Origin of the sequence: Amycolatopsis rhabdoformis, from assembly GCF_035918295.1 — a bacterium.
GTDB lineage: Bacteria > Actinomycetota > Actinomycetes > Mycobacteriales > Pseudonocardiaceae > Amycolatopsis > Amycolatopsis rhabdoformis.
Window position 1 is genome coordinate 5,315,600 of sequence record NZ_CP142149.1, and the last position, 17,896, is coordinate 5,333,495.

The 17,896-nt window shown below is 70.4% G+C and carries 16 protein-coding genes; 8 read left to right on the forward strand and 8 right to left on the reverse strand.

All coding sequences use genetic code 11. From position 1 onward, the window contains the following. Positions 1 to 8: 8 nt before the first annotated feature. Together VSH64_RS24255 and VSH64_RS24260 are read right to left on the reverse strand one after the other, a co-directional pair. On the reverse strand, positions 9 to 665 hold the full coding sequence (locus tag VSH64_RS24255) for a histidine phosphatase family protein (RefSeq protein ID WP_326564962.1): 657 nt from the start codon (positions 663 to 665) through the stop codon (positions 9 to 11). 21 nt (positions 666 to 686) lie between these two features. Beyond that, complete coding sequence (locus tag VSH64_RS24260; protein ID WP_326564963.1) at positions 687 to 1,439, reverse strand: SDR family oxidoreductase; 753 nt, start codon at positions 1,437 to 1,439, stop codon at positions 687 to 689. A 414-nt stretch (positions 1,440 to 1,853) separates the two neighbouring features. Between VSH64_RS24260 and VSH64_RS24265 the strand changes: the two genes are divergently transcribed. Together VSH64_RS24265 and VSH64_RS24270 are read left to right on the forward strand one after the other, a co-directional pair. Beyond that, a complete protein-coding gene (locus VSH64_RS24265; RefSeq protein WP_326564964.1) occupies positions 1,854 to 2,777 on the forward strand; it encodes a hypothetical protein in 924 nt (307 codons plus the stop codon). 65 nt (positions 2,778 to 2,842) lie between these two features. Further along, a complete protein-coding gene (locus tag VSH64_RS24270) occupies positions 2,843 to 3,355 on the forward strand; it encodes a DUF2199 domain-containing protein (RefSeq protein ID WP_326564965.1) in 513 nt (170 codons plus the stop codon). A 59-nt stretch (positions 3,356 to 3,414) separates the two neighbouring features. Here VSH64_RS24270 and VSH64_RS24275 read toward each other — a convergent pair whose 3' ends face one another. After that, entirely contained in the window at positions 3,415 to 5,040 is a 1,626-nt protein-coding gene (locus tag VSH64_RS24275) for an acyl-CoA synthetase (RefSeq protein ID WP_326564966.1), read from the reverse strand. Between the two features lie 154 nt (positions 5,041 to 5,194). Here VSH64_RS24275 and VSH64_RS24280 point away from each other — a divergent pair, with 154 nt between their 5' ends. From VSH64_RS24280 to VSH64_RS24290, 3 genes are all read left to right on the forward strand, one after another. Then, the gene (locus VSH64_RS24280; RefSeq protein ID WP_326564967.1) at positions 5,195 to 6,886 is read left to right on the forward strand and encodes a bifunctional 3'-5' exonuclease/DNA polymerase; all 1,692 of its coding nucleotides are present in this window, start codon (positions 5,195 to 5,197) and stop codon (positions 6,884 to 6,886) included. A 23-nt stretch (positions 6,887 to 6,909) separates the two neighbouring features. Beyond that, on the forward strand, positions 6,910 to 7,377 hold the full coding sequence (locus VSH64_RS24285) for a hypothetical protein (protein WP_326564968.1): 468 nt from the start codon (positions 6,910 to 6,912) through the stop codon (positions 7,375 to 7,377). A gap of 72 nt (positions 7,378 to 7,449) precedes the next feature. After that, positions 7,450 to 7,887 (forward strand): hypothetical protein, encoded by a 438-nt coding sequence (locus VSH64_RS24290; protein WP_326564969.1) that lies wholly within the window; start codon positions 7,450 to 7,452, stop codon positions 7,885 to 7,887. Positions 7,888 to 7,890: 3 nt separating this feature from the next. Here VSH64_RS24290 and VSH64_RS24295 read toward each other — a convergent pair whose 3' ends face one another. Further along, positions 7,891 to 8,973, reverse strand: a complete 1,083-nt coding sequence (locus VSH64_RS24295) for an aldo/keto reductase (protein WP_326564970.1) — start codon at positions 8,971 to 8,973, stop codon at positions 7,891 to 7,893. Positions 8,974 to 9,125: 152 nt separating this feature from the next. Between VSH64_RS24295 and VSH64_RS24300 the strand changes: the two genes are divergently transcribed. Both VSH64_RS24300 and VSH64_RS24305 read left to right on the forward strand, forming a co-directional pair. Continuing rightward, on the forward strand, positions 9,126 to 9,998 hold the full coding sequence (locus VSH64_RS24300) for an AraC family transcriptional regulator (protein WP_326564971.1): 873 nt from the start codon (positions 9,126 to 9,128) through the stop codon (positions 9,996 to 9,998). Between the two features lie 154 nt (positions 9,999 to 10,152). After that, the gene (locus tag VSH64_RS24305; RefSeq protein ID WP_326564972.1) at positions 10,153 to 10,551 is read left to right on the forward strand and encodes a hypothetical protein; all 399 of its coding nucleotides are present in this window, start codon (positions 10,153 to 10,155) and stop codon (positions 10,549 to 10,551) included. On the opposite strand, the gene hrpA is transcribed toward VSH64_RS24305, so the two are convergent. From hrpA to VSH64_RS24320, 3 genes are all read right to left on the reverse strand, one after another. Then, positions 10,544 to 14,425, reverse strand: coding sequence for an ATP-dependent RNA helicase HrpA (gene hrpA / locus VSH64_RS24310; protein WP_326564973.1), 3,882 nt, complete (start codon positions 14,423 to 14,425; stop codon positions 10,544 to 10,546). The two genes, VSH64_RS24305 and hrpA, sit on opposite strands and share 8 nt — an antisense overlap. A 63-nt stretch (positions 14,426 to 14,488) precedes the next feature. Further along, entirely contained in the window at positions 14,489 to 15,670 is a 1,182-nt protein-coding gene (locus VSH64_RS24315; protein WP_326564974.1) for a cation:proton antiporter, read from the reverse strand. Between the two features lie 41 nt (positions 15,671 to 15,711). Further along, positions 15,712 to 16,119 carry a hypothetical protein gene (locus tag VSH64_RS24320; RefSeq protein ID WP_326564975.1) on the reverse strand — a complete coding sequence of 136 codons (408 nt, stop codon included), beginning with the start codon at positions 16,117 to 16,119 and terminating at the stop codon, positions 15,712 to 15,714. 90 nt (positions 16,120 to 16,209) lie between these two features. Between VSH64_RS24320 and VSH64_RS24325 the strand changes: the two genes are divergently transcribed. Then, positions 16,210 to 16,764 (forward strand): DUF4262 domain-containing protein, encoded by a 555-nt coding sequence (locus VSH64_RS24325; protein ID WP_326564976.1) that lies wholly within the window; start codon positions 16,210 to 16,212, stop codon positions 16,762 to 16,764. Between the two features lie 229 nt (positions 16,765 to 16,993). Here VSH64_RS24325 and VSH64_RS24330 read toward each other — a convergent pair whose 3' ends face one another. After that, entirely contained in the window at positions 16,994 to 17,830 is an 837-nt protein-coding gene (locus VSH64_RS24330) for an LLM class flavin-dependent oxidoreductase (protein ID WP_326564977.1), read from the reverse strand. Positions 17,831 to 17,896: the final 66 nt, after the last annotated feature.

Here is a 17,896-nt window from a genome sequence, read left to right on the forward strand (position 1 = left end):
ACGACCTCCTACCGGTAGGTGAGCAGCTGCGCCGCCTCCGCTTCGAAGTGCGGGTGTTCGTTGAAGGTCAACAGGTTCACGCCACCGCGGCCCGAGGTGAGCTTGGTGATGCCGGTGTTCACGGTGACGCGGTTGAACTTCAGCAGGCCGACCTCGGGCACGCCCAGGATCGCGCCGGCGAGCGTGCCGATCACGCCGCCGGAGGTGAACACGAGCGCGTGTTCACCCTTGCCGAGCTCCTGCACGAGGTCGGTGAGGCCGGCCGTGCAGCGCGCGAGGAACGCCGGCCACGGCTCGGCGCAGGGCCCGTCGGCGCCGGCCGCGACCCACGAGCCGAGCGCGGCGTCGAGCAGGCCCTGGTACTCGCGCGAATCCTGTTGCGGGGCGCCGCCGGCGTGGTGGCGCGAAATGTCGACGTGGTCGTATTCGTTCCACCGCGGGTCTTCGACCACCGGCACGTCGGAGCCGAGCACCTTCAGCGCGGTCGCGGCCGTGTCGCGCTGGCGGGCCAGCGTGCCGGAGCGCACCTGCGCGAACTCCACGCCGCGGCGCGCGAGCTCCCGACCGACCACAGTGGACTGTTCGAAACCGCGCTCGGACAGCGCGTCGTAGTCGGCCGCGCCGAACGAGGCCTGACCGTGGCGGACGAGGTAGATCGCACCCAACGCACTAGCTCCTTCGGGGAGTCAGGAGAACTTGGCCAGCAGCCCGGCGGGCGCCCAGCGCATGACCACGCTCAGCGGCACCCAGGGCCACGAAGGAACGTACGCCAGCTTCGGCTCGGCCTCGACCGCGTGGGCCATCGCGCGCACGCCTTTCTCGGCTCCGGTCATCAACGGCGTGCTGCCGCTGCGCGCGGACATTTCGGACGCGATGTACCCCGGCCGGATCTCGGTGACGCTGATGGCCGTGCGGCGCAGCTCCACCCGCGTGCCGGCCACGAACGCCGAGATCCCGGCCTTCGAAGCGGCATACGCGGTGAGGTTCTTGGGCAGGCCGCGCAGCGCGCTGAACGACGAGACCACGGCGAGGTGACCCGCCTCCTGCTCGCGGAAGATGCCCACGGCGGCCTCGATCTGCGCGGCCGCGGCGACGAAGTTGGTCTCCAGCGTCTCGCGGTTGGCGTCGAAGCGGCCCTTGCCCACGGGCTGGCCCTTGCCGAGGCCGGCGTTCACGATCACGCGGTCGAGCGAGCCGAGTTCGCCGCGGAACTCCTCGAAGACGGTGAACACGCGGTCGTGGTCGTTCACGTCGAGCGGGCGGGTGAGGACCGTGATGCCGGGATAGGCGGCCTTGAGCTCGGCCGCGAGGGCGTCGAGGCGGTCGGTGCGCCGCGCGCACAAGGCCAGGTTGCGGCCGCGGGCGGCGAACTGGCGCGCCATGCCCTCGCCGAGCCCCGAGCTGGCGCCGGTGATCAGGATGTTCTTCCGCAGGACCATGTGCCGGATCCTACCGGTTGGTAACCACCGTGGCCCTTGACCGGTGACCCGGCGCTGGGGGCATCGCCGGGTCACCGGTACCGGGTACGGCCGCCGGCCGTACGCGGGGCGCGGACCGCGGGCCGGGGCCGAAGCAGCTGCGCCGCACCGGGATCGCCGGTGCGGGGCTCGATGGCCATACAAACGCGCCCGCGCAGGTCAGGGCAATGGTTCACAGTTGCCAGTACTAGCCCGTTCGCCCCAGTGGTGACGCGGAGTGCCTGGTCGGGTGCTGATACGGTCTGCGTGTCGGTTCGGACACTGTGGGTTTTCGGACACCCGCGGCGGACTCCACGATCGGCGGACGGCGGGCTTTTCGGGGTTTTTCGTGGCCGGGTTTGATCACGGTGCGAGGCGAGACCACGGGCGGGGGCCATGGCTGGTGGACGTGCGGACGAATCCGGGGCCGAGAGCGCCCGGACCGCGTTCGCGAGCGCGCTGCGCGCGGCGATCACCGCCAGCGGCCTGTCGCTCGACCGGATCCAGGCCCGCCTGCGTGCGCGAGGTGCGGCCGTGAGCGTTACGGCGCTGAGCTACTGGCAGTCGGGCAAACGCCAGCCCGAACGCGCGGGGTCGCTCTCGGCCGTGCGCGTGCTGGAGGAAATCCTCGACGTGCCGGCCGGCTCCCTGCTCGGCCTCCTGCCCCCGCCCCGCCCACGCGGCGCCACCCGCCGCGACCGCGTCGGCGAAGAACCGCTCACCTTCACCCGCGAGACCCTGCAGCCCCTGCTCGACCGCGTGGGCGCGTCGAACATGCTCGACCGCCAGCAGCACCTCAAACTCGTCGGCCTGCACGACCGCTGCGAAATCGCCGCGGACGGCGGCCAGCGGGCCGTCACGTCCCGCGCCATCTTCCAGGCCGCCACCGACGGCCTCGACCGCTGGCTCCTCGTCTACGCCCAGGACGACGCGGCGCCCGTACCGCAACTGCACGCCGTGCGCAACTGCCGCGTCGGGCGCTCCGAAGTGGATTCCACGCACGGCATCCTGGTGGCGGAGCTGCTCTTCGACCGGCCCCTCGATCGCGGCGAGACACATCTCATCGAGTACTCGCTGACCAACGCGGGCCCGCCCTATCCCCAATGCCGCTCCACGCACTACCGCGAATTCCGCCGGCCCGTGCGCGAGTACCTGCTGGAGATCCGCTTCGCCCCGGAAGCCGAACCCACCCACTGCTGGCACTACACCCGCGGCGACTCGGCCCCTTCCCGCCGCCCCCTGCGCCTCGATTCGGCGGGCGGCGTGCACGCGGTGGCGCTGGACTTCGGGCCGGGGATCTTCGGGATCGGGTGGGAGTGAGGCCCGCCGCCGAGACCCCGGCCGGGTAGATCAAGGAAGTACGCGGCTTCCCTACGCTGTGCCCCATGACAACAGACCTGGGGTTCGACTGCTCCTGTTGCGGCCGGCACCACGACGACCTCCCCCTCGGCTACGGCACGTTCGCGCCGGCCTTCTGGCACGAAGGCCTCGCCGGGAAACCCGGCACCGTCCTCGGCGACGAGCAGTGCGTGATCGACCGAGAGCACTTCTTCATCAGAGCTCGGCTGGTCCTGCCGACCCTGGACGACGGTGACGACTTCGAATGGGGCGTCTGGGTGTCGCTCAGCGAAGCCAACTTCGCCCGCGTCACGGAACTCTGGACCAATCCCGCACGGGAACAGGAGCCGCCGTACTTCGGCTGGCTGGCCACCGAACTGCCCACCTACGAGCCCACGACCCTGAACCTGAAAACCAACCTGCACAGCCAACCCGTCGGCGTCCGGCCGACCGTGGAGCTGGAGCCCACCGACCACCCGCTGGCCGTCGAACAACGCACCGGCATCACCCGTTCCCGGGTGCAAGCGATCGCCGAACTACTGCTGCACCCCACTCCGTAGCGACTCGTGTCGCGGTCGCGGAGACCCAGAGCTGCCGCGAGGATGGTGCGCAGCCGAGCTCAGCTCAGCTTGCTCCGCAACACCTTCCCCGTCGCGTTCCTCGGCAGTTCCGCCAGGAACTCCACGTCCCGCGGCACCTTGTACCGCGCCAGGTTCGCCTTCACGTACGCCCGCACCTCGTCGGCGTCCAGCGTCGAGTTCTCGCCGCGCACGATGAAGGCCTTGAGGCGCTGGCCGAACTTGTCGTCGTCGACGCCGATCACGGCGGCTTCGATCACGTCGTCGCGTTCGACGAGGAGGTTTTCGACTTCGACGGGGAAGACGTTTTCGCCGCCGGAGACGATCATTTCGTCGTCGCGGCCGTCGATGAACAGCAGGCCGTCGGAGTCGAAGTGGCCGACGTCGCCGCTGGAGAGGAGGCCGTCGATGATTTCCTTGTGGCGGCCGTCGGTGTAGCCGCCGAAGCTGAGGCCGCTGCCCACGAACACGCGGCCCGTCACGTGGGGCTCGGTGATGCGGCGGCCGTGCTCGTCGTACAGCGCCACGCGGCAGCCCACAGGCGCGCGCCCCACTGTGCCCGGGGCCTTGCGCCAGTCTTCCGGCGTGGCCACGGTCGCGACGGCGACTTCCGTTGAGCCGTAAAGGTTGTGCACGACGTCGCCGAACTGTTCGTTGGCGCGGTTGCCCAGGTCCGGCGACAGGGCGGACCCGGCGACGAAGATGATCCGCAGGCAGGACGTGTCGTACTTGTTCCGCACCGGAGCGGGCAGGTCGACGATGCGCTGCAGCATGGTCGGGACCAGCACGAGCGCCGTGCAGCGGTGCTCGGCGACTCCGCGCAACGTCAGCTCCGGGTCGAACTTGCGCCGCATCACCACCGTGCAGCCGAGCGCGAAGCTGAGGATGAACTGCGAAAGCCCGGTGCCGTGGAAGAGCGGCGCGCCCATGTACGTGGCTTCACCGGCGCGCAGCGGGATGCGGTCGAGGAACTGCGCCGACGCGAGCGGCGAGGTGTGCGGCCGCGGCGCGCCCTTCGGGGTGCCGGTGGTGCCGCTGGTGAGCAGCACGAACCCGCCGGGCTTGGCGGGCGCGGGCAGCGGGCGGTCGTCGGTGCTGGCGATGATCTCGTCGAGCACCGGCACAGTGTGGTCACCCGGCTCGTCGACCCACGCCAGGTAGCGCTCGACGTCGGCGGGCATGGCGTCGAGCAGGTCGGTGAACTCCTGGTCGTACACCAGCGCGGTCACCTTCTCGCGCTTCGCGACGTCGGCCAGCTGTGGCTTCGCGAAGCCGGTGTTCATCAGCAGCAGACGCGCGCCGAGCTTGCCGGCGGCGGCCATCGTGAGCACGAGGCCGCGGTGGTCGCGGCACAGGGCGGCGATCACGGTGCCCGCGCCGAGGCCGCGCTCGGACCAGGCCCTGGCCAGCGCGTTGGAGCGGTCGTCGAGCTGCTTGAACGTGAGCGGCCCGACCTCGTCGATGATCCCGACGGCCGAGGGGTCGCGGCGCGCGGCGATGTGGTTGGCGCCGGCGAACGGCCCGTACTTGCGGACGGCGACGACCGAGCGCACGCCCTCGTCGAGCCGCGGGAACGGCACCAACCCGGCGCGGCGCATCACGTCGATGCTGCGCACGGTCTCGGTGACCTTGTCCGTGACCTGGCCGGCGAGGCCGAACACCCTCATCCGCGCACCTCCGTCGCTGCTTCGGGAAGAAGGCCGCCCGTACCGTCGGTATGGGGGCTACTCGACAGTAGACCAAGCGGGGCGCGGCCGCACCAGACCACGGCGGCCGGGTTCGGTGACCGGAATTGTCGGTGCCCCCGAGCACAATGATCGCGTGCAGGTGATCACCGGCCAGGAGGAGGACTCCGGCTACACGATCTCGACACCGGCGGGCACCTCCCGCGGGCTGTCGGCGGCCGACTGGGTGGCCGAGGTGCGGCGGCTGGAGGAGGCCGAGGCGCCGCGCTGGGTGCTGCCCTCGGTCGACGAGCTGTACCCGAAACTCATCGACGCCGGCGTGCGGCTGGCGCGCTGTCACGACCTGGGGTTGGCGGAGGGGCTCCTGCTCGCGTACGAGGGGCGCGAAGGCGAGTCGCGCAGCCTGCGCGCGGCCTGGGCGCGGGCGCGCGGCGAGGAGGCGCCCGACGACGGGCCGGCGTTCGGCGAAGCGGCGCAGCCCACGCTGTTTTCGCCACGAGGCCCGGGGTTGCCCGAGGGCGTCACCGTGGCCGACGCCGCTCGGCGCGTGCTCGCGGAGCAGGAGAAGCGCGTGGCCGCCGTGGCCGCGCCGGGCCGGATGCGGCTGCTGCTGGCGGCGGAATCGGCGAGCGCGCTGGCGGCGGCGGAGATGTCGGCGGCGGGGCTGCCGTGGCGGGCCGACCTGCACCGCGCGTTGCTGGAGACGCGGCTGGGGCCGCGGGTGCCGTCGGGGCAGCGGCCGAAGGCGCTGGTGGCGCTGGCCGCGCGGATCACCGACGCGTTCGGCGGCCGGCCGGTGAACCCCGATTCCTCGCCGAGCGTGATCCGCGCGCTGGCCCGCGAGGGCATCGAGGTGCCGGCCGCGCGGAAATACCTGCTGCGCGACATCGACCACCCCGCCGTCCCGCCGCTGCTGGAGTACAAGGAACTCTCGCGCCTGCACTCGGCCAACGGCTGGGCCTGGCTCGACGAATGGGTGACCGACGGCCGCTTCCGCCCCCACTACGTGGTCGGCGGCGTGGTCTCCGGCCGCTGGGCCACCCGCGGCGGTGGCGCGCTGCAGATCCCAAAGGTGCTGCGCACGTGCGTGCGGGCCGACCCGGGCTGGAAACTCGTGGTGGCCGACGCGGCGCAACTCGAGCCGCGCGTGCTCACGGCGCTGTCGGGCGACCGCCGGCTCGCTGAGGTCTCGGCGGCCACGGACCTCTACGCCCGGCTCGGCGAGGCCTTGTTCTCGGGCGGCCGCTACGTGCCCCCGCCCTCCGGTTCTTCCGACGACCGTTCCCGCGCGAAAATCGCCATGCTGTCGGCCATGTACGGCGGCACCTCCGGCGAGGCCGGCCCCCTGCTCGCCCTGCTCCGCCAACGCTTCCCCGACGCCGTGTCCTATGTGGAACAAGCCGCGGCCGCCGGCGAGCGCGGCGAACGCGTGCGCTCCCGGCTCGGCCGCACGTCGCCGGCGCCGTCCGCCGCGTGGCGCGCCCTCACCGGCGGCCTGGCCGACGACGAGGCCACGGAAACCCGCGCCCGCCGCGCCTCCCGCGGCTGGGGCCGCTTCACGCGCAACTTCGTCGTGCAGGCCTCGGCGGCCGACCTCACCGCCGTGCTGCTCGCCACGCTGCGCGGCCGCCTCCCCGCGCCCGCCCACCTCGTCTTCTTCCAACACGACGAGGTGATCGTCCACACCCCGGCCGAACTCGCGGCCGAGGTCTCGGCCCTGATCGAGTCCACCGTCACCGAATCCGCGCAACTGCTCTTCGGCGACGCCTGCCCCGTCCACTTCCCGATGCAAGCCATTCCGGTCGACACCTACGCCGACGCGAAATAACCCACCAGAACAAGGAGATCTCCATGGGAGCCTCAGGCTGGCACTACCGCGCGCCCTACGCCGGCAGCGTCAAAGCAACCCACAAGTTCGTCCAGGCGCAACTCCTGTCCAGCGGCGACTACGTGTGGCCGTGGGAGGACTTCGATCCCGAGTACGTCACCCCGGTGCCCCGGCCCAGATCCCTGCCCGACCTCAACGCCGCCAAGGACTCCGAGAACTTCTGGGACTGCGGCACCCACAGCATCCTCGACACCCACGAGATCTCCGAATCCGACGGCGTCGGCACCATCCGCCCGTTGAGCACCACCGAACTCACCACGGTCTTCGGCACCCCCCAACCGTCGGCGGCCGACTTCGACCGCGTCTTCCAGCCCGGCCCCTCGGGCCCCCTCGCCGACCTGATGGGCGAACGCTGGACCGGCCGCAGCCTCGTGCTGTACCACAACGGCACCCCCACGGAGGTCTTCTTCTGGGGCTTCTCCGGCGACTGACCTCCTCACCCCACAGGGCGCCCTGAACCCACTCCGCTTTTCCACCAGGGCGCCCTGTGGTTGAGTTTCCTCATGCAATACACCTATTTCACGGCCAATTCGGACGCCGAAGCCGCAACCTCCCTCGAAGCCCCCGCGGGCCCGGCCTCCCTCTTCCCGTCGGCCGCGTTCAACGGCATCGACCCGAACCTCCAAGTCCCCCGCGCCGAGGCCTTCCTCACGGGCACCACCGAAGAAGCAGCCGCCGACAACCCCCGCGCCATGAAGCTCGTCGCCGAAGCCGGCGAAGGCGAGGTGGTCGTCCTCACCCTCACCGACGAATTCCGCGACGCCATCGCCACCACCGACGAACCCCGCCGCCGCGAACTGGCCGAATTCTGGTCCCACGCCGAAGACCTCGGCGGCGAGGCCACCGCCGCAGACCTCCTGCCGGTCGTCGACGAACTCGCCGCCCTCGCCAAGCAGGCCAGGCCCACGAATGCCCACTTGTACTGCTGGACCTCAGTCTGAGCGTCAGTACCGCGTCGAGTCCTGGAGCAACGGTGGGTACACGCCGTGTTCCCGACCGTTCACCGTCGCACCCGCATAGCGCAACAACGGAGCCATGTCTCGGTTCAGCTCGGCCGGGAAGTTGAGGCGCGGCGCTGAGACCTCATCCAGCGCCGCGCTGTGTTCGGCGCTCAAGGTGACCTCCAGCGCCGCCAAATTCTCCGTCAAATGCGCCACCTTCCTCGGCCCGATCAACGTCGACGTGATCCCCGGCCGCCCCCGCACCCAGGCCAACGCCACCACCGCCGGACTGACCCCGAGCTCCTTCGCAATCCCGACCACCACATCGATCACCCGGAACTCCTCTTCCGACGGCCCCACCCCGAACGCAGCACCACGCCTCGTATCCGCGGCAGCACCATCCCGGGTGTACCGGCCGGACAGGAACCCGCTCTTCAACGGACTCCACGGCAACATCGCGATCCCCGCGTCCTCCGCCAGCGGCAGCAACTCCCCCTCGATCGTGCGCTCCAGCAACGAATACTCCATCTGCAACCCCACCACTGGCGCCCACCCGCGAAACTCCGCGATGGCGGCCGCCTTCGCCGTGAACCACGCCGGCGTATCCGAAAACCCGACGTACCGGATCTTCCCGGCGGTGACCAGATCGTCCAACGCCCGCAGCGTTTCCTCGACCGGCGTGAACCGGTCGTAGTTGTGCAGGTAGTACACGTCGACGTAATCCGTCCCCAGCCGACGCAACGAGTCATCGAGCTGGTGCAGGATCGCCTTGCGCCCCGCCCCACCACCATTGGGATCCCCGGGGTGCAGGTTCACGAAGAACTTCGTCGCCAGCACCACCCGATCCCGCAGCCCGGGCGTCGCCGCGAGGAAATCGCCGACGATCTTCTCCGAGTGCGTGTTGGTGTAGAAGTTCGCCGTGTCGATGAAGTTCCCGCCGCGATCGAGGTAGGTCTGCAGGATCCTCTCCGACTCCTCGACACTGCACCCGACACCGGTGTCCTCACCGAAGTTCATCGCCCCGAGGCAGAACGGGCTCACCACAAGACCCGACCGACCGAGGTGGACGTAAGAATCAAGACTCACAGGGATTTCTCCTGACAACCGAGAGTTTCACCGACCCCTCGATTCCACCAGCGCCGCGCACCGAACCGTGAGCCCGAAACCCCCACCCTCTTGCCTGATCCTGTCACCATCGCCAGTTGCCCCCATCCACCAGCTCGTGGTCGAATCGAACCGTGTCCCTCGACGAGCTGCGCACCCTGATCACCGAACACGCCGGCCGCACCGACCTCCCCGGCAGCCTCATGCTGTCGAAGGAACCCGCCCCCACCGACCCGGCCGCCACGCTCACCGGCCCGGTCCTCGCCGTCGTCGCGCAGGGCCGCAAACGCATCGGCACCGGCGACCGCACCTACGAGTACGGCGCCGGCCAGTACCTCGTCGTCACCGTGGACATGCCGGTAACAGGCCACTTCGTCGAAGCCAGCCCGACGCACCCGTTCCTCGGCGCCGGCCTGATCCTCAAACCCGAAGCCATCGCCGCCCTCCTGCTGGAAACCGGCACCACCACGACCACTCCGGCCGCCCCGTCGGCCATCACGGTCAGCGACGCGTCACCCGAACTCCTCGACGCCTTCGTCCGCCTGCTCCGCCTCACCGACCACCCGGGCGACCGCCGCGTCCTCGCGCCGCTCATCGAGAAGGAGATCCTCTGGCGCCTCATCACAGGCGCCCAGGGCGGCACCATCCGCCAGATCGGCCTCGCGGACAGCAGCCTCTCGCACGTCGGCCGCGCCATCCGCTGGATCCGCGACCACCACGCGCAGTCCCTGCGCATCGCCGACCTCGCCCGCCTCGCCGCGATGAGCGAATCGTCCTTCCACCGCCACTTCCGCGCCGTCACGGCCATGACGCCCATCCAGTACCAGAAACACATCCGCCTCCAGGAAGCCCGCCTGCTCCTGCTGAGCCGCACCGACGACGACGTGGCCGCCATCGGCTACGCCGTGGGCTACGACAGCGCCTCCCAGTTCAGCCGCGAATACCGCCGCCAGTTCGGCATCCCCCCGGGCCAGGACTCGGCACGGCTGCGCACAGGAATCGGCTGACCCTTCCACCCCAGGCACCACACGGCGCAGCGGGAAGAAATTCTTTCGGGGCAACGAAGATCGCACACCGTGCAGTTCCCACAGCGCCAACAACGCGGGATTCCCTCTCACGCAGGTAGCGGACCGCGGTCGATGATCAGTACGTTTCCTTCGCATGATCAGGAAAGCCACGAAACGAAAACTGGGCAGGCTGTGGGGATATCTGGTCCTCGCCGCAGTCGCGTGCTGTTGGTTCGTGCCGTCGGTCGGTCCGGGCGCGATCGCGATCATGTCGGTTTTCGTGGTGCTCTACTGCCTGTTCCAGGCACCGATGTGGTGCTGCGCCCCCACGCGCGCCAACCAGCTGTGCCGCAACAACGCCAACGGCATCCTACTCGGCTGCTACCTTCGGCAGCACAAGTTCGAGAAGCTCAGGCTCGCCGTGAAACAGCAAGCGTGGAGCAAAGCGGCGGCCACTGTCTTGACCAGTATCGGCGGCAAGGCCGCCACCTTGTCGGCACTCGCCGGAATCGTGTCCGCCTGCGTGGCGACCACGACGCTCGTCGTCAAATAGCGGCCACCGCGTCGTCCAGCGACTTCGTCAGCCGCTTCAACGACACCGGATACGCGGTGCCCAACGTCTGCGCGAAGAAGGAAACCCGCAGTTCCTCGATCCCCCACCGCACTTCCGACAGCGCGGGCGACGAGGTGCCCGGTGGCAAGGACGCCAGAGCCGACCGGTACTCCCCCGTGATCCACGCGATGTCGGCCGTGCGTTGCAGGTCGCGGGTGGGTTCGGAGACGAGTTTGTCCAGGCGGCGGGAGATGCCGCGCAGGTAGCGCTCGACGTCGCGCAGCCGGGCGGCGCCGGTCTCCGTGACGAAGCCCGCGTGGACCAACCCGGCGAGCTGAGCGCGCATGTCTGACAGGGACTCGGCCGGGCCGCGCGTGTCCGGCAGCAGGGTCTCCACGTCGATCGTGGCGCGCAGGATGCGTTCGACGTCGGTCAGCACGGCCAGCACCGCCGGGTTGAGGCCGGCGCGGACCTTCTCCAGCAGCACCGCGAACCCGGCCTCGTCCCACACCGGTCCGCCCGCGGCGGCCATCAGGGAGTCGACCGCGCAGTCCACGCAATCCTCCAGCAACGCGGCGACGCTGCCGTGCGGATTGCGGTTCAGCACCAGCTTCGACGAGTTCGACAGCGATCGGGTGATGAACTTCATCGGCGAGTTCAGGTTCAGCCGCAACATCCGCCGCGTGCCGGCCCACATCGCGTGCGACTGCTGGCCCGGCGTGTCCAGCAACCGGACGGCCACGGTCGCACCCTCGTCGACCAGCGCCGGATACGCCTTCACGTCGTGGCCGCGTTGAGTAGACGCGAAAACCTTGGGCAGCGAACCGAACGACGGCTGCACCAGGCCCGCCTTCTCGATGCTGTTGGCGGCCTTCGAAATCGTCTCGCGGACCTTCGGCGCGAGGCGAAGTTTCAGCGCCTCCAAGTCCTTGCCCTCGGCCACCTTGCGGCCGCGGTCGTCGACCACGCGGAACGTGACCCGCAGGTGCTCGGGTACCGAAGCCAGGTCGTAGGCCGACAGCGGGACGTCGACCGCCCGCAGAGTGAACAGCTCGTCGGACAGGACCTCGAGCAACGGCCCGTCCGAAGGCGACACTCGCGAAAGGACGTACGCGGCCGTGTCGGGCGCCGGCACGAAGTTGCGCCGCAGGGCCTTCGGGAGGGACTTGATCAGCGAGGTGACCAGTTCCGAACGCAGGCCCGGAACCTGCCAGTCGAAGCCGTCGGGCGTGACCTGGTTGAGCACGGGCAGCGGGATGTGCGCGGTGACGCCGTCGGCGTCGGCGCCCGGCTCGAACTGGTAGGTGAGGCCGAAGACCAGCGAGCCCTGCGTCCACGAGTCGGGGTAGTCCGATTCGCGGACGCCGCCCGCGGTCTCGTTGATGAGCATGGACTTTTCGAACGACAGCAGGTCCGGGTCGGCGCGCCGGGTCTTCTTCCACCAGCTGTCGAAGTGCCGCACGGACACGACATCGGCCGGCACGCGCTGGTCGTAGAACTCGAAGAGCGTCTCGTCGTCCACGAGGATGTCGCGGCGGCGGGCGCGGTTCTCCAGGTCCTCGACCTCGTCGAGCAGCGCGCGGTTCTCGGCGAAGAAGTGGTGGTTGGTCTGCCAGTCTCCCTCCACCAACGCGTGGCGGATGAACAGCTCGCGCGAAAGCTCCGGGTCGATGCGTCCGTAGTTCACGCGCCGGTCGGCGACGAGCGGCACGCCGTAGAGCGTCACCTTCTCGATCGCCATCACCGCGCCCTGCTTGCGCTCCCAGTGCGGCTCGGAATACGACCGCTTCACCACGTGCGCGGCCAGCGGCTCGACCCACTCGGGCTCGATGCGCGCGTTGACGCGGCCCCACAGCCGCGAGGTCTCCACCAGCTCGGCCGACATCACCCAGCGCGGCTGCTTCTTGAACAGCGCCGAACCCGGGAACACCGAGAACCGCGCGCCGCGAGCCCCGAGGTAGTCGCCCTTCGCCGGGTCCTTGAGGCCGATGTGCGAGAGCAGCCCGGCGATCAGCGACGTGTGCACGTGCTGCGGGTCGGCCGGGGTGGTGCTCAGCGAGATGTCGAGCGGCTTGGCCAGCTGGCGCAGCTGGCTGAAGATGTCCTGCCACTCGCGGATGCGCAGGTAGTTGAGGTACTCGGCGCGGCACAGGCGGCGGAACTGGTTGCCCGTCAACGCCTTCTGCTGCTCGCTCACGTACTCCCACAGGTTGAGGTACGCGAGGAAATCCGACGTCGGGTCGGCGAAGCGCGCGTGCTGCTGGTCGGCGGCCTGCTGCTTCTCCGCCGGACGCTCGCGCGGGTCCTGGATGGACAGCGCGGCGGCGATGATCATCACCTCGCGCACGCAGCCGTTGCGCGCGGCCTCCAGCACCATGCGGCCCATGCGCGGGTCGACCGGCAGCAGCGCCAGCTTGCGCCCGACCTCGGTGAGCTTCGTGGTGTCGTCCGGCTCGAACGCGCCGAGCTCCTGCAGCAGCTGCACGCCGTCGGTGACCTGGCGGCGGTCCGGCGGCTCCACGAACGGGAACGCCGCCATGTCGCCGAGACCGAGCGAGGTCATCTGCAGGATCACCGACGCGAGGTTGGTGCGCAGGATCTCCGGGTCGGTGAACTCGGGCCGCGACTCGAAGTCCTCTTCGGAGTACAGCCGGATGCAGATGCCGTCGGACGTGCGGCCGCTGCGCCCCTTGCGCTGGTTGGCCGAGGCCTGCGAGATCGCCTCGATGGGCAGCCGCTGCACCTTCGTGCGGTGGCTGTAGCGCGAGATGCGCGCGTTGCCCGGATCCACCACGTACTTGATGCCCGGCACGGTGAGCGACGTTTCGGCGACGTTCGTGGCGAGCACGATCCGGCGGCCGGTGTGGCGCTGGAACACGCGGTGCTGATCGGCCGACGAGAGCCGCGCGTAGAGCGGCAGCACCTCGGTGCCCCGCAGATCGAGGCGGTTGAGCGCGTCGGCCGTGTCCCGGATCTCGCGTTCGCCGGAGAGGAACACCAGCACGTCGCCAGGACCTTCGGCGCTGAGCTCGGCGACGGCGTCGAGGATGCCTTGCGTCTGGTCGCGGTCCGGGTCGGCTTCGGGATCCTCCGGGTCGGTGATCGGCCGGTAGCGCACCTCGACGGGGTACGTGCGGCCGGAGACCTCGACGATCGGCGCGTTGTCGAAGTGCTTCGAGAAGCGCTCGGGGTCGATCGTCGCCGAGGTGATGATCACCTTGAGGTCGGGCCGGCGCGGCAGCAGCTGCTTCACGTAGCCGAGGATGAAGTCGATGTTGAGGCTGCGCTCGTGGGCCTCGTCGATGATGAGGGTGTCGTACTGGCGCAGCATCCGGTCGGTCTGGATCTCGGCGAGCAGGATGCCGTCGGTCATCAGCTTCACGAGCGTGTTCTGGCCGGACTGGTCGGTGAAGCGCACCTTGTAGCCCACCGCGTCGCCCAGCTCGGTCTTCAGCTCGCTCGCGATGCGGTCGGCCACCGTGCGCGCGGCCAGGCGGCGCGGCTGCGTGTGCCCGATCTGGCCGCGGATGCCCCGCCCCAGCTCGAGGCAGATCTTCGGCAGCTGGGTCGTCTTGCCCGAGCCGGTCTCGCCAGCGACGATCACCACCTGGTTCTCAGCGATCGCCTTGCCGATCTCGTCCTTGAGCTTGCTGACCGGCAGCTCTTCGGGGTACTCGATCTTGGGCACGCTCTCGCGCCGACGCTGCACCCGCAGCTCGGCCGCGGTCACGTCGGCGGCGATGCGCTCGGTCACGGCCTGCTTGTCACGCGAGCGGCGCGCGCCGTCGAGCCGGCGGCGCAGGCGGTGCTCGTCGCGCGACATCAGCTCGGGCAGGCGCGCGCGCAGTGCCTCAAGGGGGGATTGAGTGGACATACTTGTATCGAGGATAGCGGTGCGTGACCGGGCTGGCTTCCGAATATGCCCGGGGTCTCCCGCTCACGCGCGTAACCTGGTCAGCCGCTTCGTCACGCACGCGGTGATCCGCTCCGAGCGCACCACCGCGAGCGGCCCGATCACGGCCAGGAGCAGCACGTACCCCGCCACGAACGGGGCCACGCGCTCGTCGAGCCCGGCCGCCACCGCCAGCGAGGCGAGGACCAGCGAGAACTCGCCGCGCGTGAGCACGGTGAGGCCGATGTTCACGCCGGCCTGGCGGTCGAAGCCGTGCAGCCGGGCCGCGAACGCGCCGGCCGCGAGGTTGAGCACCAGCGTGAGCGCCACCGCGGCGAGCACGGGGACGACCACGGTGCCCACGGCGCCCGGGTCGATCGACAGGCCGAAGATGAAGAAGAACAGCGCCCCGAACGCGTCGCGCAGCGGCAGCACCAGCTTGTGCACCCGCGGCGCGACCTTCGACCCGCCGAGCATCATCCCGACCATGAACGCGCCGATCGCGTCGGACACCCCCACCTCTTCGGCGACGGCCGCGCCCAGCACCGCGACGCCGACGAAACACACGGTGAGCAGTTCGTCGTCGGCCGAGCCGAACAGGCGCGACACCACCCGGCCGCCCCAGCGCGCCAGCGCCGCGAGCACCAGCAGGAAGGCGAGCGCCTTGCCGAAGTCGGCCAGCGCCGCACCGAAGCCGTCGGCGCCGCTGAGCACGGGCTGCAGCAGCGCCAGGTAGAGCGCGAGGAACAGGTCTTCGAGCACGATCACGCCCATGATCAGGCGGGATTCGGGGTTGTTCATCCGGCGCGTTTCGAGCAGGAGCTTGGTGACGATGGCCGACGACGAGATGCCGATCGCGCCGGCGATCACCAGGGCTTCGCGCGTGCCCCAGCCCAGCGCGAAGCCGAACCCGAGCCCGCCGCCGATGTTGAGCACCAGGTAGCCGACACCGGCCGCGGCGAGTCTGCGGCCGCCGCGCGCGAGGTCGTCGAGGGAGAACTCGAGCCCGAGGTAGAACAGCAGGAACACCAGCCCCAGCCCGGCCAGCACACCGAGCTCGGCGGGGTCGTCCACAAGCGACAAGCCGGGCGTGTGCGGGCCGAAGACGAAGCCGGCGAGCATGAACAGCGGGATCGTGGGCAGGCCGATCTTCGTGCCGAGCCGCGCGACGACTCCGGCTGCCAGGAACGCGCCGCCGACGGCCAGCAGGGCATGACCGTTGGTCATGGAAACCTCCACCAAGGTGAGTACGGGATTTTCGGACGTACTCAGGGCGCGGGAGGGGCCCTGGCGGTGGTGGCGGTGGTCGTTTCGCGGTGCGGCGCCGGCGAGGCGGGGGTGCCTGCGGCGGTTTCATCGGGCCGAGGTGCCGCGGCCTGGTCGGGCGGGGTGGCGAGCGGGAGGGGATGGGCGGCGAAGGGGACGGATGGCCGGGTGATCAGGGCCGGTTTCGCGTCGTCGTGCGCCGGCCGCATCGCCGTGACTGCCCGCGGTGGCTCGGCGGCCCGGATCGGTTGCGCGGCAACGAAGTGTGGTTGAGCTTCGGCAATCGGCACCGGCTGCGGAGAAGCCTCCGCAGCCAGGCCCGGGGCGGCGATCCCCAGCGTCAGCAGCACAACGAGCAGCAGCCCGACGATGGACCGGTGCCGTGGCGCGGTGGCGGCGGCAGCAGTCATCGTACCGTCACTTTACCATCCCTTTAATGAGAACGCGGGCACTCCACAGTGGACGATGGTCACCGGGAGTGCCCGGATATGGTTCCCGCCATGCCTCTCGACGACGCGACCACCTGCAAGTGCGTGGTGTGCCGGGACTACGGGGATCGCGCACGGCTCGACGCGGTCGACGCGGGCTTGGTCGAGCACGTCGCCGACCCGGGCTGGGGGCTGCTCGCGATCCCCGAGGACCACGTGAGCGCGGGGTGGACGTTCACCGTCGGGCTGTGGCATTCGTTCCGCTCACCCGAACTGGCCGTGTTCGGCCTCGACCCGGACTCGGGCATGGACCTGCTGAACGCGATCGGCGACCAGGTGGCGGCCGGGCTGCGGCTCGAGGCCGGCTCCCCGGTGACCGTGGCCGGCGCGGCGAAGCTCACGCTCCGGCCGGTCGACATGGGCTGGCACAGAGCCTTCTTCGGCACGGCGCGGGGGTTTTACCGGGCGACCGAACCGGCGGTGCCGTTCCTGCAGGTGCTGTGGCCGGATCCGGCCGGTCGTTTTCCGACGGAGGACGGGTTCGCGGCCGAGTACGAACCGTTCCAGCCGCGGCTGTGGCTCGAGCCCACGGAGCACCCGCGCGGGCCTTGGACCGCGGACCTGTAGGCGATTCTCCGTCGCGGTCTTCGTGTACTCCTGCGCGGTCGAGCACCAGCCGACGCAGCTGAGGTCCGGCGAACGTCTGCGCGGCGGCCAAGCGACCTGCGGGTCTTCGCGCTGAACGCCCCTGCCCCTTGGACGGCGGGCCTCCGGACGTTCGGCAGCGGCCGCCGCGCCGTCGTGAATCCGCCGGCGCGGCGGCACTCCGCCGAACACCCTCGTAGACCCCGGAGAGCTACGCCGTGCGTTCGGCGGCGACCTCTTCGCGGACCTGCGGAATCGTCTCGTTGACGAACGTCCGGGTGGCGTGGTCGTCGGCGCCGGAGAGGACGAAGGTGTCGAAGCCGGCGCCGAGGGCGAAGTCGGTGAGGTCCGGGGCGGTCGGGGTGGCGCCGACGTTGAGGACGCGGCGGATCGTGGCCGGGTCGCGGCCCGCGTCGACCGCCGCGGTGTCGAGGGCGGTGGTCATGCGGAGGACGTCGGCGGGGTCGTCGCGCAGGCTCACGACCCAGCCGTCGGCGAGGCGGCCGGTGAGGCGCAGCGCGCGGGGACCGTACGAGCCGAGCCACAGGCCGATCGGGCGCGCCGGGACGGGGCCGGAGTGGGCGCCGGCGAGGGTGTGGAAGCGGCCGTCGAAGCGGAGGTTGTGCTCGCCGCTCCAGATCTTGCGGATCACGGTCAGCGCCTCTTCCTCGGCGGCGAGGGCTTCACCCGGAGAGCGGCGCGGGCCGCCGTAGGCTTCGATCGCGTCCCAGAAGGCGCCGGCGCCCACGGCCAGGTCGAAGCGGCCGCCGGAGAGCAGGTCGAGGCTGGCCGCGGCCTTCGCGAGCACGGCGGGGTTGCGCAGCGGCAGGTTGGCGACGTCGGGGAACACCCGGATCTTCGCGGTCGCGCCGAGCAGCACGCCCAGGAGCGCGAAGGTCTCCACGTACCGGCGCTGGTAGGGATGGTCCTGCACGGCGAGGTGGTCGAACCCCAGCCGTTCCAGCTCACGCGCGTGCTCGACCAGGGGGTCGGCCGCGTTCGGCACGAGGAAGTAGCCGGTGGTGATGTCCCGCCCGAAGTCCGCCATGCCTGCGTCAACCACATCGCGCGGGTGGAGATTCCGGCGGTTAACCTCGGCAGCGGACCGTCTCGG